Origin of the sequence: Pseudomonas vranovensis DSM 16006, assembly GCF_000425805.1 — a bacterium.
GTDB classification, from domain to species: Bacteria; Pseudomonadota; Gammaproteobacteria; order Pseudomonadales; family Pseudomonadaceae; genus Aquipseudomonas; species Aquipseudomonas vranovensis.
In genome coordinates this window covers 175,769-188,477 of record NZ_AUED01000004.1, presented here as the reverse complement: position 1 = coordinate 188,477, position 12,709 = coordinate 175,769, and the positions used below count along the sequence as shown (strand labels likewise).

At 62.1% G+C, this 12,709-nt stretch carries 12 protein-coding genes; 3 read left to right on the top strand and 9 right to left on the bottom strand.

The features are described 5' to 3' along the window. The first annotated feature begins 48 nt into the window (after nt 1–48). Entirely contained in the window at nt 49–549 is a 501-nt protein-coding gene (locus tag H621_RS0110565) for an Mpo1 family 2-hydroxy fatty acid dioxygenase (RefSeq protein WP_028943368.1), read from the top strand. A gap of 48 nt (nt 550–597) precedes the next feature. On the opposite strand, the gene pcaC is transcribed toward H621_RS0110565, so the two are convergent. The 9 genes from pcaC to pcaR form a co-directional block, all read right to left on the bottom strand. After that, nucleotides 598–990 (bottom strand): 4-carboxymuconolactone decarboxylase, encoded by a 393-nt coding sequence (gene pcaC / locus H621_RS0110560; RefSeq protein WP_028943367.1) that lies wholly within the window; start codon nt 988–990, stop codon nt 598–600. 10 nt (nt 991–1,000) lie between these two features. After that, a complete protein-coding gene (gene pcaD, locus H621_RS0110555; protein WP_028943366.1) occupies nt 1,001–1,792 on the bottom strand; it encodes a 3-oxoadipate enol-lactonase in 792 nt (263 codons plus the stop codon). 11 nt (nt 1,793–1,803) lie between these two features. Further along, nucleotides 1,804–3,168: a 3-carboxy-cis,cis-muconate cycloisomerase gene (locus H621_RS0110550; RefSeq protein WP_028943365.1), complete on the bottom strand. Its 1,365-nt coding sequence runs from the start codon at nt 3,166–3,168 to the stop codon at nt 1,804–1,806. Nucleotides 3,169–3,187: 19 nt separating this feature from the next. Then, nucleotides 3,188–4,477, bottom strand: a complete 1,290-nt coding sequence (locus H621_RS0110545; RefSeq protein WP_028943364.1) for an MFS family transporter — start codon at nt 4,475–4,477, stop codon at nt 3,188–3,190. Nucleotides 4,478–4,596: 119 nt separating this feature from the next. Further along, the gene (pcaF, locus tag H621_RS0110540; protein ID WP_177431060.1) at nt 4,597–5,802 is read right to left on the bottom strand and encodes a 3-oxoadipyl-CoA thiolase; all 1,206 of its coding nucleotides are present in this window, start codon (nt 5,800–5,802) and stop codon (nt 4,597–4,599) included. Further along, complete coding sequence (locus H621_RS0110535) at nt 5,799–6,578, bottom strand: CoA-transferase subunit beta (protein ID WP_028943362.1); 780 nt, start codon at nt 6,576–6,578, stop codon at nt 5,799–5,801. The genes pcaF and H621_RS0110535 overlap by 4 nt, the downstream gene beginning before the upstream one ends. Then, nucleotides 6,575–7,435: a CoA transferase subunit A gene (locus H621_RS0110530; protein WP_028943361.1), complete on the bottom strand. Its 861-nt coding sequence runs from the start codon at nt 7,433–7,435 to the stop codon at nt 6,575–6,577. The genes H621_RS0110535 and H621_RS0110530 overlap by 4 nt, the downstream gene beginning before the upstream one ends. 149 nt (nt 7,436–7,584) lie before the next feature. Continuing rightward, a complete protein-coding gene (gene pcaK / locus H621_RS0110525) occupies nt 7,585–8,931 on the bottom strand; it encodes a 4-hydroxybenzoate transporter PcaK (protein ID WP_028943360.1) in 1,347 nt (448 codons plus the stop codon). A gap of 278 nt (nt 8,932–9,209) precedes the next feature. Further along, entirely contained in the window at nt 9,210–10,085 is an 876-nt protein-coding gene (gene pcaR / locus H621_RS0110520; protein ID WP_209420936.1) for a pca regulon transcriptional regulator PcaR, read from the bottom strand. Between the two features lie 579 nt (nt 10,086–10,664). Here pcaR and H621_RS0110515 point away from each other — a divergent pair. Together H621_RS0110515 and H621_RS0110510 are read left to right on the top strand one after the other, a co-directional pair. Then, nucleotides 10,665–10,865: a hypothetical protein gene (locus H621_RS0110515; protein ID WP_028943358.1), complete on the top strand. Its 201-nt coding sequence runs from the start codon at nt 10,665–10,667 to the stop codon at nt 10,863–10,865. Nucleotides 10,866–11,204: 339 nt separating this feature from the next. Next, nucleotides 11,205–12,677, top strand: coding sequence for an inorganic phosphate transporter (locus H621_RS0110510; protein ID WP_028943357.1), 1,473 nt, complete (start codon nt 11,205–11,207; stop codon nt 12,675–12,677). The last annotated feature ends 32 nt before the right edge of the window (nt 12,678–12,709 follow it).

Genomic DNA, 12,709 nt, shown 5'->3' with positions numbered 1-12,709 from the left:
TATCCTGAGGGGAGTGAGGCCTGCCCACTCCCAACAGGAGGAACAATAATGAAAACCCTGGTCGAACACCTCAGCCAATACGCCGCCTACCACCGGGATACACGCAACATCGTCACCCACTTTGTCGGTATCCCGATGATCGTGGTGGCGGTCACGGTGCTGCTGTCGCGCCCAGGGGTCGCCATCGCGGGCATGTGGCTGTCGCCCGCCTTGCTGCTGGCATTGGCATCGGCCTGGTATTACCTGCGCCTGGACCAACGCTTCGGCCTGATCATGGCCTTGCTGCTGGGCTTGTGCCTGTGGGCCGGGCAGGCCCTGGCCGTGCAGAGCACGCTGGTGTGGCTCAGTGCGGGGCTCGGATTGTTTGTGGTGGGCTGGGTGATCCAGTTTGTAGGGCATTACTACGAAGGGCGCAAACCGGCCTTTGTCGATGATGTCAGCGGGCTGATCATCGGGCCGTTGTTCGTGGTGGCGGAACTGGCATTCTTGCTGGGGCTGTGCCCTGAATTGAAGCAGGCTGTGGAGCGCAATGCCGGGCCTGTGGTTTGACAGCCCGCGCCTACCAGCCGGTAGGCGCGGGCCTGCCCCGCGATGGCCTCAGCCCCGCGACTCAACCCCCAACTCATCCCACACCGACTCCGCCAGGTGGAAGGTGGCATTGGCCGCCGGAATACCGCAGTAGATTGCGCTCTGCATCAGCACTTCCTTGATCTCTTCGCGGGTTACGCCGTTGTTGGCGGCCGCGCGCAAGTGCAGCTTGAGCTCCTCGTTGCGGTTCATGCCGATCAGCATGGCGATGGTGATCAGGCTGCGCGTATGCCGCGACAAACCCGGGCGGGTCCAGATATCGCCCCAGGCATGACGGGTGATCATCTCCTGGAACTCACCGTTGAACGCGGTGAGGTTGCTCAGGCTGCGATCGACATGGGCATCGCCCAGTACCGCACGACGCACCTTCATACCCTCTTCGTAGCGTTGTTTCTCGTCCACGGGATGCTCCTCAGCGGGCCAGCAGAAAGTCGATCACACGGCGGCTGAACGGCTCGCCCACTTCGACGTTGGACAAGTGCGCGGCATGGAATTCAGCGTACTCGGCACCCTCCACGTTCTCCTGGATGAACAGCCCGCCCGACGGCGGCGTGACCGCGTCATGACTGCCCGACACCACCAGCAACGGCACCTTGATTTCGCCCAGTTGATCGCGAAAATCGGCATCGCGCACTGCACCGCAGTTGGCCGCATAGCCTTCTGGCGAGGTGGCGGCGAGCATGTCGGTGATGCGTTTGGCCTGATCCGGATTGGTCGAGGAATAGCCCGGGGTGAACCAGCGCTCGATCGAGGCATCGCGCAAACCGACCATCGCCGCCTGGCGATCACGCAGGACCATTTCAATACGCGGGTTCCAGGTATCTGGCGAGCCGATCTTGGCGGCGGTGTTGCAAACGACCAGGCGATTCAAGCGCTCGCCGGCATTGATGCCCAGCCACTGACCGATCAGCCCGCCCATGGACAAGCCGCAGAAATGCGCGCGTTCGATCTTCAGCGCGTCGAGCAGCGCCAGTACATCCTGGCCCAGTTGCTCGATGCTGTACGGTCCATCGGTCACCAGCGAACCGCCATGGCCACGGGTGTCGTAGCGCAGCACACGAAAGTGCGCGGTAAAGGCCGGCACCTGGGTGTCCCACATGTGCAGGTCGGTGCCCAGCGAGTTGGACAGCACCAGCACCGGCGCGCCTTCAGGCCCGTCGAGTTGGTAGTTGAGTGCGCCATCGGCGAGTTGTACCTGTGCCACTGCAGCCTCCTTCAGGCATTGAAACGGTGATGTTCGGCCAGCGCCCGCTCGACCCAGGCGCGAGCCTGGCCAAGGTAGTGGGCGGGGTCGAGCAGACGATCGAGTTCGTCGGGTGAAAGTTCGGCGCTCACCTGTGGGTCGTCGCCGAGCACGGCGCGCAGGTGTCGCTGCTCGGCCACTGCGCGCTTGCAGCAGCGTTCCAGCAAATGATGGGCGCTGTCGCGGCCCAGGCGTTGAGCCAAAACGATGCTCACCGCTTCGGCCAGCACCAGGCCCTGGGTCAGGTCGAGGTTCTGGCGCATGCGTTCGGCATCCACCTGCAGGCCATCGGCGATGATCTGCGCCTGGCGCAACGCACCGGAAACCAGGCAGCAGATTTCCGGCAGGGTCTCCCATTCGGCATGCCACAAGCCCAGGCTGCGCTCGTGCTCCTGAGGCATGGCGGCAAACATCGTCGACACCAGCCCCGGCACTCGCGTGGCAGCGCCGATCAATACGGCAGCGCCCACCGGGTTGCGCTTGTGCGGCATGGTCGAGGATCCGCCCTTGCCCGGTGCAGACGGTTCGAACACTTCCGCCGCTTCTGTCTGCATCAGCAGGCTGATGTCGCGACCCAGCTTGCCCAAGCTGCCGGCGATCAGGCCCAGCACCGAGGCGAACTCCACCAGGCGGTCGCGCTGGGTGTGCCAGGGTTGCTCGGGCAGTTGCAGGTCCAGTTGCTGGGCCAGGGCTTCGGCCACCGGCAGCGCTTTGTCACCCAGTGCCGCCAGGGTGCCGGAGGCGCCGCCGAACTGCAGTGTCAGCAAGCGTGGCTTGAGCTCCTGCAAACGCTGGCGGTGACGGGTCAAGGCGCCCAGCCAGCCAGCGATCTTCATGCCCAGGGTGACTGGCGTTGCATGCTGCAACCAGGTACGTCCGGCCAACGGTGTATCGGCATGGGCCTGGGCCTGATGCGCCAGGGCGTCGGCCAGGCGCTGCAAGTCGTCTTCAATCAGGCCCAGGGCGGCACGCAGTTGCAGGACCAACCCGGTGTCCATCGCATCCTGGCTGGTGGCGCCCAAGTGTACATAGCGCTCGGCCTCGGGCACTCCGCTGGCGATCACCTTGCCCAGTGCCTTGACCAGCGGGATGGCCGAGTTGCCGGCAATGCCGATGGCCTCGGCCAGCGCGGCATAGTCATAGTGCTCGGCCTGGCAGGCGGCCTCGATGGGTGCCACCGCAACCTGCGGAATCACCCCCACGGCCGCTTCGGCCCGGGCCAGGGCAGCCTCGAAATCGAGCATGCCCTGCACCCGGCCTCGGTCACTGAATACTTCACGCATGGCGACTGCGGTGAAGTAGGCATCGAACAGCTGATTGCCCGGTCGCGGGTTCATCTACAAGTCCTTCAACAGGTCAATGGTCGTGGTGCAGGTAGGCTGCCTGTTTCGGCAAGCGCAGGCTGAACAGGAAGGCGATCGCCATCATGGCGGTAACGTACCAGTAAAAAGTGTTTTCCAGGCCCATGGATTTCAACCCCAGCGCCACGTATTCAGCCGAACCGCCAAACACGGCGTTGGCCACCGCATAGGCCAGGCCTACGCCCAGCGCGCGCACCTGCGGCGGGAACATCTCGGCTTTGACCAGGCCACTGATGGAGGTATAGAAACTGACGATGCACAGCGCCAGGGTGATCAGCACGAAGGCCAGGAACGGGCTGGTGACGGTCTTCAGGGTCATGAGGATCGGCACCGTGCACAAGGTGCCCAGGGCGCCGAACCAGAGCATCGAATTACGCCGGCCAATACGGTCGGAGAGCATGCCGAACAGCGGCTGCATGCACATGTACAGGAACAGCGCGCCGGTCATGATGAAGCTGGCGGTCTTGGCGCTCATGCCAGCGGTGTTCACCAGGTACTTCTGCATGTAGGTGGTGAACGTGTAGAAAATCAGCGAACCGCCAGCGGTGTAGCCAAGCACGGTGATAAAGGCTGCCGTGTGGTTGCGGAACAGCCCGCTGATGCTGCCGGCCTCTTTGTCGTTACGGGTTTCTGCGCTGCTGGTTTCTTCCAGCGAACGGCGCAGCAGCAGTGAGATCACGGCGGCCACAGCGCCAACCACGAACGGAATGCGCCAGCCCCAGGCGCGCAGTTCATCTTCGCTGAGCAACTGTTGGAGGATTACCACCACCAGTACCGCCAGCAACTGACCGCCGATCAGGGTCACATACTGGAACGAGGCGAAGAAACCGCGCTGGCCGCGCAGGGCCACTTCACTCATGTAGGTCGCCGTGGTGCCGTATTCGCCGCCCACCGACAGGCCCTGGAACAGGCGCGCCAGCAACAGCAGCGCCGGCGCCCAGGCACCGATCGAGGCGTAGGTCGGCAGGCAGGCGATGACCAGAGAGCCGGCGCACATCATCAGCACCGAGATCATCATCGAATTCTTGCGGCCATGACGGTCGGCCACGCGACCGAACAACCAGCCACCAATGGGGCGCATCAGAAAGCCGGCTGCGAATACCCCGGCGGTGTTGAGCAGTTGCACCGTCGGATCGTCGGAGGGGAAGAACGCCGGGGCAAAGTAGATGGCACAGAAGGCATAGACGTAGAAGTCGAACCATTCCACAAGATTGCCCGAGGAGGCGCCGACGATGGCGAAGATGCGCTTACTGCGTTCCTCACCGGTGTAATAGGCTGAAGTCATGACAGTTCACTCTTGGAGGGTTACTGGAGTCTAGACACAACCAGTAACACTCTTGTTCCACAAGCAATCACCCCGGACCCACGACCCTGCGTGGGGGCCGCCTGTCCGGGGTCATTGGTTTACACCCGCTCGATAGCCAGGGCCAGGCCCTGCCCTACACCTACACACATGGTCGCCAGGCCCTTGCGCCCACCCGACTGCTCCAATTGGTGCAAAGCCGTGAGGATCAAGCGTGCACCGCTCATGCCCAGCGGGTGACCCAAGGCGATGGCACCGCCGTTCGGATTGACCTGCGGTGCATCATCGGCCAGGCCCAGTTCGCGTAGCACAGCCAGGCCCTGGCTGGCGAAGGCTTCGTTGAGTTCGATGACATCGAAATCACTGACGGCCACGCCCAGGCGCTCGGTCAGCTTGCGCACCGCAGGCACCGGGCCGATGCCCATGACGCGCGGGGCGACGCCGGCGCTGGCCATGCCCAGAACCCGGGCCCGAGGGGTCAGGCCGTGCTTTTTCACCGCTTCGGCCGACGCCAGGATCAGGGCGGCGGCACCGTCGTTGACGCCCGAGGCGTTACCGGCCGTGACCGTTTTGTCCGGGCCGTTGACCGGCTTGAGACGGGTCAGTGCTTCGAGGGTAGTGTCCGCACGTGGGTGCTCGTCCTGCTCGACGATGGTCTCGCCTTTTTTATGGGCGATACGCACCGGCACGATCTCTTCGGCAAAGAAGCCTGCGGCCTGGGCAGCGGCAGTGCGTTGCTGGCTGCGCAGGGCGAAGGCATCCTGGTCGGCGCGGGAGACCTTGTAGTCGTCGGCAACGTTGTCGGCGGTCTGCGGCATGGCATCGACGCCGTACTGGGCTTTCATCAACGGGTTGATGAAGCGCCAGCCGATGGTGGTGTCTTCCAGTTTCATGTTGCGTGAATAGGCGCTGTCAGCCTTGCCCATGACAAACGGGGCACGGGACATCGACTCGACACCGCCGGCAATCGCCAGCTCCATCTCGCCGCTGGCAATGGCGCGAAACGCGGTGCCCACCGCATCCATGCCGGAGGCGCAGAGACGGTTGAGGGTCACGCCCGGTACGCTGTCCGGCAGGCCGGCCAGCAGCAGTGCCATGCGGGCGACGTTGCGGTTGTCTTCACCGGCCTGGTTGGCGCAGCCGAGGAACACTTCGTCCAGCTGATCCCATTGCACCTGCGGGTTGCGCTCGATCAGGGCCTTGATCGGCACGGCCGCCAGGTCGTCGGCGCGCACACCGGCCAGGGCACCGCCAAAGCGGCCGATGGGCGTGCGGATGGCATCGCAGATAAATACGTCACGCATCAGGCTTCTCCTGGCGCTTGGCCGTGGGCGGCGGCAGTGCGCGCTTCCAGGTCACGCAGGGCGGTAAGCTCGACTTCGCTTGGTTCGACAGTGGTGGCCACATCGTCAGCGAAACGAATGGCCCAACCGGTGGCGGCAATAATCTGCTCGCGGGTCACGCCCGGGTGAATCGAAGTCACCACGAACTCGTGGGTGCCGGCTTCCGGCTCCATGATGCACAAGTCGGTGATAATGCCGACCGGCCCCTCGCCTGGCAGGCCCAGGCGTTTGCGCGAATCGCCGCCCTCGCCGTGGCCGACCGAAGTAATGAAGTCGAGCTTGTCGACAAAAGCGCGATTGGACTGCTTGAGGATGATCAGCACCTGCTTGGCGGAACCGGCGATTTCCGGCGCGCCACCGGCACCTGGCAGGCGCACTTTTGGCTGGTGGTAGTCACCCACCACGGTGGTGTTGATGTTGCCGAAGCGGTCGACCTGGGCTGCGCCGAGGAAGCCCACGTCGATCCGGCCACCCTGCAGCCAATAGCGGAAGATTTCGCCGGTCGGCACCACGGTGTCGGCGGTTTCGGCCAGCTCGCCGTCACCGATCGACAGCGGTAGTACGCTCGGCTTGGCACCGATCGGGCCGGATTCGTAGATCAGCACCACGTCGGGCGACGAGGTCAGGCGGGCCAGGTTCGCGGCCTTGGAAGGCAGGCCGATGCCCACGAAGCACACTGCACCATTGCGCAGACGACGGGCTGCGGCGACGGTCATCATTTCATTGGTGGAGTAGCTCATTGTGCAGCCTCCGAAGCGCTGGCCAGTTTTGCCTTGAATTCGTTGAAGTCGGCGGTGCCGCGAATGTATTCGTCGATCCAGGCGGTGAAGGTCTCACGGTTGCGAGCAATCGGGTCCCAGGCCTGGTAGAAACGGTTGTCACGCTCGTAGTAGCCATGGGCGTAGGACGGGTGAGCACCGCCTGGTACCAGGCATACCGCCGACAGTGCCCAGGTAGGCAGTACACAGGCGTTCATCGGCGCGTTCAGGTCGTCGACGATTTCCTCGACGGTCACGATGCAGCGTTTGGCTGCCAGGGCCGCTTCCTTCTGTACACCCAGGATGCCCCAGAGCAGTACGTTGCCCTTGCGGTCAGCCTTCTGTGCGTGGATCACGGTGACATCCGGGCGAACCGAAGGGACGGCGGCCAGGACTTCACCAGTGAAGGGGCAGGTAACGCTCTTGATCAGCGGGTTGACCTTGGGCAGATCGGAGCCTGCGTAGGCACGCAGTACCGCGAACGGCAAGCCCGAAGCGCCAGCGACGTAGGCGTTGGCCAGGTCGGCGTGGCTGTGCTCTTCGATTTCCATGGCTTGCGGCCACTGCTTCTCGACAGCATCGCGCAGACGGTGCAGGGAGCCGACACCCGGGTTGCCGCCCCAGGAGAAGATCAGCTTGCGAGCACAACCGGAGCCGATGAGCTGGTCGTAAATCAGGTCAGGCGTCATGCGTACCAGGGTCAGCTCTTTCTTGCCCTGACGAATGATTTCATGCCCGGCGGCGGTTGGAATCAAGTGGGTGAAGCCTTCGAGGGCGACGCTGTCACCGTCGTGGACGAACTGCTTCACGGCGTCGTGGAGCGAGAGGATTTCAGCCATTGCAGACTCCTGGATATGCTGAGTCGAGGTCGGTGTGCAAGGCGCCTTGGGTGGCGCCGGTATGAATTCAGATTACGGTGGGGCTTTGGCCGGCACAATCCGATAATCGACTAACCGTTCGATTATCGAACAAGTTGTATGACCCGCTCCTACGTGGCGTCGGCGTGGCTGACTACGCCCTTGATGATCACTGCCACGGTGGCAACGCCTGCCGGGATCACCAGCGCGGTGAGCACCTGCTCGAAGTTCCAGCCCAGGCCCAGCAAGGTGGCGCCCATCCAGGCACCGAGGATGGCGCCGAAGCGACCGATGCCCAGCATCCACGAAACACCCGTGGCCCGGCCTTGGGTCGGATAAAAACGCGCAGCCAGCGATGGCATGGCCGACTGCGCACCGTTCACGCACATGCCGGCAATCAGCACCAGGGTCGCCAGCAAGGTGATGTTGCCGAGGCTCTGCCCGACCGCGTAGGCAAACACCCCGGCCAACAGATAGAAAGTGCCAATAACCTTGTGCGGGTTGTAACGGTCCATTGCCCAGCCCACGGCAACGGCACTGAGTACTCCGCCGAACTGGAACAGAGCACCAATGAAGGCAGCCTGTTCCATGCTCGCGCCGCTGTCGCGCATCAGGGTCGGCAGCCAGCTGGTCAGCAGGTACACGATCACCAGGCCCATGAAGTAGGTCAGCCACAGCAGCAACGTGCCGACGCTGTAGGTACCCGAGAAGATCACCGCAAACACGTTGCGCGCCTTGACGGTTTTCTGTTCCGGCACGCTGAAACTCGACGCCTGGCCGACAATGGAAGGCTCGATAGGGGCTAGGGTCTTGCGCACTTTGTCGGTGCCGCGGTTACGCACCACCAGGTAGCGTGCCGACTCGGGCAACCAGAACAGCAGTACCACGGCCAGGATCAGCGGCAGCACACCACCGATCAGCAGCAGGCTGTGCCAGCCGAAGGTCGGGATCAGCTTGGCCGAGATGAAGCCGCCACCGGCCATCCCCAGGTTGAAGCCGCAGAACATGCTGGTCACCAGCAGCGACTTGTGCCGCTCAGGCGTGTATTCGGACAGCAGCGTCGTGGCATTGGGCATGCCTGCGCCCAGGCCCAGGCCGGTCAGAAAACGCAGCACCAGCAACTGGTCGACGTTGGTGCTGTAGGCCGATGCCAGGCTGAAGGCGCCGAACAGTACAACCGCCCCCACCAACACCACTTTGCGGCCAAAGCGGTCAGCCAGTGGCCCGGAGCCCAGGGCGCCGAACACCATGCCGATCAGCGCGGCGCTCATCACCGGGCCCAGGCTTGCGCGATCAATACCCCAGTCCTGTGACAGCGCTGGCGCAATAAAGCCCATTGCCGCCGTGTCCAGGCCATCAAGGAAAACAATCAGAAAACACAGGATCACCACCCGCCACTGATAGCGCGACAGCGGTTGTTGATTGATGAAGAACTGCACATCAAGGCAGTTTCCAACAGCAGCGTGGGGACTGTTCATTATTTTTATCCAGTAGGAGCGCGCAGGTGTGCGGGTGCGCGCGTGAACGGCACAGACGGAGAGGATCGGTTAGGCGTACGGGTCAGCCGCGCGGCGCGTACTGAAACGGCTGCAGGCGGTGCCTGGATGGGATATCAGTCATGGGGGCATTCGCCTCTCGCTCATTATTATGGGCGGTCAGGGCAGGCTGACCGATGCGAGCGACATTAATAAGACGCCGGAATCGGCGCAATTCGATAAACGCATCTGTGTGCGTTTATCGAACAGGAAGTGCAGTGTCAGGCAAACAGCTGGGCGCTCAAGTCACGGCTGGCCGCGAGCATGATGGGCAAGAAACGTTGCTCGAGCTCGTTGCGGCTGACCCGGCCCGCGTGGGTGCTGACGTTCAGCGCAGCCAGCACCTGACCGGAGGCATCGTAGACCGGTACAGCTATAGAGCGCAGGCCCTGCTCCAGCTCCTGGTCGACCACGCACCAGCCCTGTTGGCGGACCTGCTGCAGACATTCAAGCAATGCTACCGGGTCATGAATGGTACGGCTGGTCTTGGCTTGCAGGTCGGCATGCTCCAGGTATTCATGCAAGGTGGCATCGTCCAGGGCCGCCAACAGGATTCGCCCCATCGACGTGCAATAGGCCGGCAGCCGTCCCCCCACCGAAAGGTCGACCGAAATCAGGCGCTGCACCGTCGCCGAACGGGCAATGTAAAGAATGTCGTCGCCTTCGAGGGTGGCCATGTTGCAGGCCTCGTGCAACTGGTCGCTCATGCGGTCCAGGTACGGCTGCGCCGACACCGCCAGCGGCGTCGACGATAAATAGGCATGCCCCAGGGTCAGCACTTTGGGCAATAACGAATACGTACGCCCGTCGGTGGTGGCGTAACCCAGCTTTATCAAGGTGTGCAGGCAACGGCGCACGGCGGCGCGGGGAATTTCGGTGCGGTGGCTGATCTGCGCGATGGTCAGGTGGCGCTTGCGCTCCTGGAACGCCTGGACCACAGCCAGCCCTCGGGCCAGCGACGTCATGAAGTCGGGGTCACCGGTGAAGGCCTGGATACGCTTGGCCGGCGAAGCGACGATGGGGGGTGCCAGCGACGCAAACGAACTGCGCACCTGATCGTTCAACCCGGGCCCTTTGGGCGGTATTTCTTCTGTCATGGTTCACCTCGGCAACACGGTCACTGGGGCGATTATCGAACCAACGACCGATAATCGCAATTGACCGCCACCCTCAATTGCTTATACCTTTCTACCGCCACCATGTGGCTTCTTGGAGAGACTGGTCAGGTACCCACCGTAGAAGTCCCAGGCACGGCCTTGCCCACGAAGCGAGGCCGTTTTTTTCTCCTTCGGTTTTCGCCTCACCTGCCCCTGAAGAAATTGCCCCGGCCGAACCTCGATACCGATGTAACAAACACGGTGGGGTCGCCGTCATAAGCAAACAGCGAATACCGATTGACTTCGTTATGTAACGTGCGAGCTATAATAAAGTGCTGTGCCCACTCGCCGGCAGTTGGTCTTCGGATCCAAGCCGCGCCTGACTGAACTCACTGGGTGCAGGGCAGGTGCAATTACCGCAAGGTTGAATACATCAGTATTCTTCCTGCATGCATACTCTGAACCTACTGTTGCTGCGACAGTTATGCCGCTCTGGCAGCGTAGCCGTGTGCAAGTTGTGCTGTTGCGCAGCTTTTACGCGTTAACGCCAGAGTTTATTCACAACCAACAGGTAGCACTGTGACGAAAGACGAACTGCGCGCGGAACTTGAGCGCCAGGAACAACGTTACAAGGAAGTTTACGGCGGAGAGGTCACCACTTACGCCGCCCAGCCCGACCCTGAACGCAAGCCTTGGCGCAAACGCGCAAGCATCCTCGACCAGGCGTTTGCCCAGGAACTGCAGAAAATAGAAAAAGAACTCAAGACCGACGAAGGCTAGCCACTCGAAGGGTCGCTGCCGCCTGCCGGGTGCAGGCGGCCGAGGGTGCGCGTGGTCGAAATTCTCAAGACCGATCGTTACGCGACCTACAGTGACTGGTAACGTAATCTCACAAATTTAATACAGTTGTTTGAATTTTTCATTACAGCCAACCAACAACGTAAACCCTTAAATTTTCTGGATTTTTACCGATTTTAGAGGGGGTTTTCCTGATCGTTCCCGACACTTTAACCCGAGGGACAGCGTCGCAACGGCGTAAACCGGTCGGCAGCAAGTGCATCGATTAACAGGCTTTTCTGGCATAATCGCGCCCCCTTATGACCGGGTCAGAAAACCTTCATGATCGATTTATTCAGCGGACTTGATGCCTGGGTACTGGTGAGCTTGCTGCTCGCTTTGACCTTCGTACTCGCCTTCGAGTTCATTAATGGCTTTCATGACACCGCCAACGCGGTAGCTACAGTCATTTATACCAAAGCCATGCCGCCTCACCTGGCGGTGTTCTTCTCCGGGGTGTTCAACTTCCTCGGCGTTCTGCTCGGCGGTGTCGGGGTGGCCTATGCCATCGTTCACCTGTTGCCGGTAGAGCTGCTGATCAATGTGAACACAGGCCACGGCCTGGCCATGGTCTTCTCCCTGCTGGCCGCAGCCATCGCCTGGAACCTGGGTACCTGGTACTTCGGAATTCCGGCGTCCAGCTCTCATACCCTGATCGGTTCGATCCTCGGTGTAGGCCTTGCCAACGCCCTGATCAGCGACATTCCATTGGGTGACGGGGTCAACTGGCAGAAAGCTATCGATATCGGCATGTCCCTGGTGCTCTCGCCCATGGCCGGTTTTGCCGTGGCAGCCCTGGTGTTGCTGGGCCTGAAATGGTGGCGCCCGCTGTCGAAGATGCACAAGACGCCTGAACAGCGCCGCAAACTCGACGATAAAAAGCACCCGCCGTTCTGGAACCGTCTGGTTCTGGTGATCTCGGCCATGGCGGTCAGCTTCGTGCATGGCTCCAACGATGGCCAGAAAGGCATCGGCCTGATCATGCTGGTGCTCATCGGTATCGTTCCTGCGCAGTTCGTCCTGGACCTCAACAGCACCACCTACCAGATCGAGCGTACCCGCGACGCCACCCTGCACCTGAGCCAGTTCTACCAGCGCAACGAAGCTACCCTGGGTGAGTTCCTGGCCCTGGGCAAAGCTCAGGATGGCGACCTGCCGGAGCAGTTCAGTTGCAACCCGCAGCAGACCGAGCCGACCATCAACGCCTTGCTGCACTCGCTCAAGGGCGTGACCGAGTACCGTTCGCTGACGCCTGAAAAGCGCATCGAAGTGCGTCGCTACCTGCTCTGCCTGGACGACACGGCCAAGAAGGTAGGCAAGCTGCCGGGCCTGCAGGCACGTGAAAAGGCTGACCTGGACAAACTGCGCAAGGACCTGACCGCCACCACCGAATACGCCCCATTCTGGGTGATCATCGCCGTTGCCCTGGCCCTGGGCCTGGGTACCATGGTTGGTTGGAAGCGCGTGGTACTGACCATCGGTGAGAAGATCGGCAAGCAGGGCATGACCTATGCCCAGGGCATGTCGGCACAGATCACCGCGGCGTGTGCCATCGGCATGGCCAACATCTTCAGCCTACCAGTGTCGACCACCCACGTATTGTCGTCGGGCGTGGCTGGTACCATGGTCGCGAACAAAAGCGGCCTGCAAGGCGGCACCGTGCGCACCATCCTGCTGGCCTGGGTACTGACCCTGCCGGCAACCGTGGGTCTGTCGGCAGCCTTGTTCTGGTTGGCGACCAAGTTCATCGTCTGAACTGTCCCGCATTGAAAAAGGCGCCTTCAAGG

Bases quoted from the DNA above. Each gene is read 5' to 3' on its own strand.
- H621_RS0110565 (WP_028943368.1), top strand. From the start codon at position 49: ATGAAAACCCTGGTCGAACACCTCAGCCAATACGCCGCCTACCACCGG.
- H621_RS0110550 (WP_028943365.1), bottom strand. From the start codon at position 3,168: ATGAACCCGCGACCGGGCAATCAGCTGTTCGATGCCTACTTCACCGCA.
- H621_RS0110545 (WP_028943364.1), bottom strand. From the start codon at position 4,477: ATGACTTCAGCCTATTACACCGGTGAGGAACGCAGTAAGCGCATCTTC.
- H621_RS0110535 (WP_028943362.1), bottom strand. From the start codon at position 6,578: ATGAGCTACTCCACCAATGAAATGATGACCGTCGCCGCAGCCCGTCGT.
- H621_RS0110530 (WP_028943361.1), bottom strand. From the start codon at position 7,435: ATGGCTGAAATCCTCTCGCTCCACGACGCCGTGAAGCAGTTCGTCCAC.
- pcaK (WP_028943360.1), bottom strand. From the start codon at position 8,931: ATGAACAGTCCCCACGCTGCTGTTGGAAACTGCCTTGATGTGCAGTTC.
- pcaR (WP_209420936.1), bottom strand. From the start codon at position 10,085: ATGACAGAAGAAATACCGCCCAAAGGGCCCGGGTTGAACGATCAGGTG.
- H621_RS0110510 (WP_028943357.1), top strand. From the start codon at position 11,205: ATGATCGATTTATTCAGCGGACTTGATGCCTGGGTACTGGTGAGCTTG.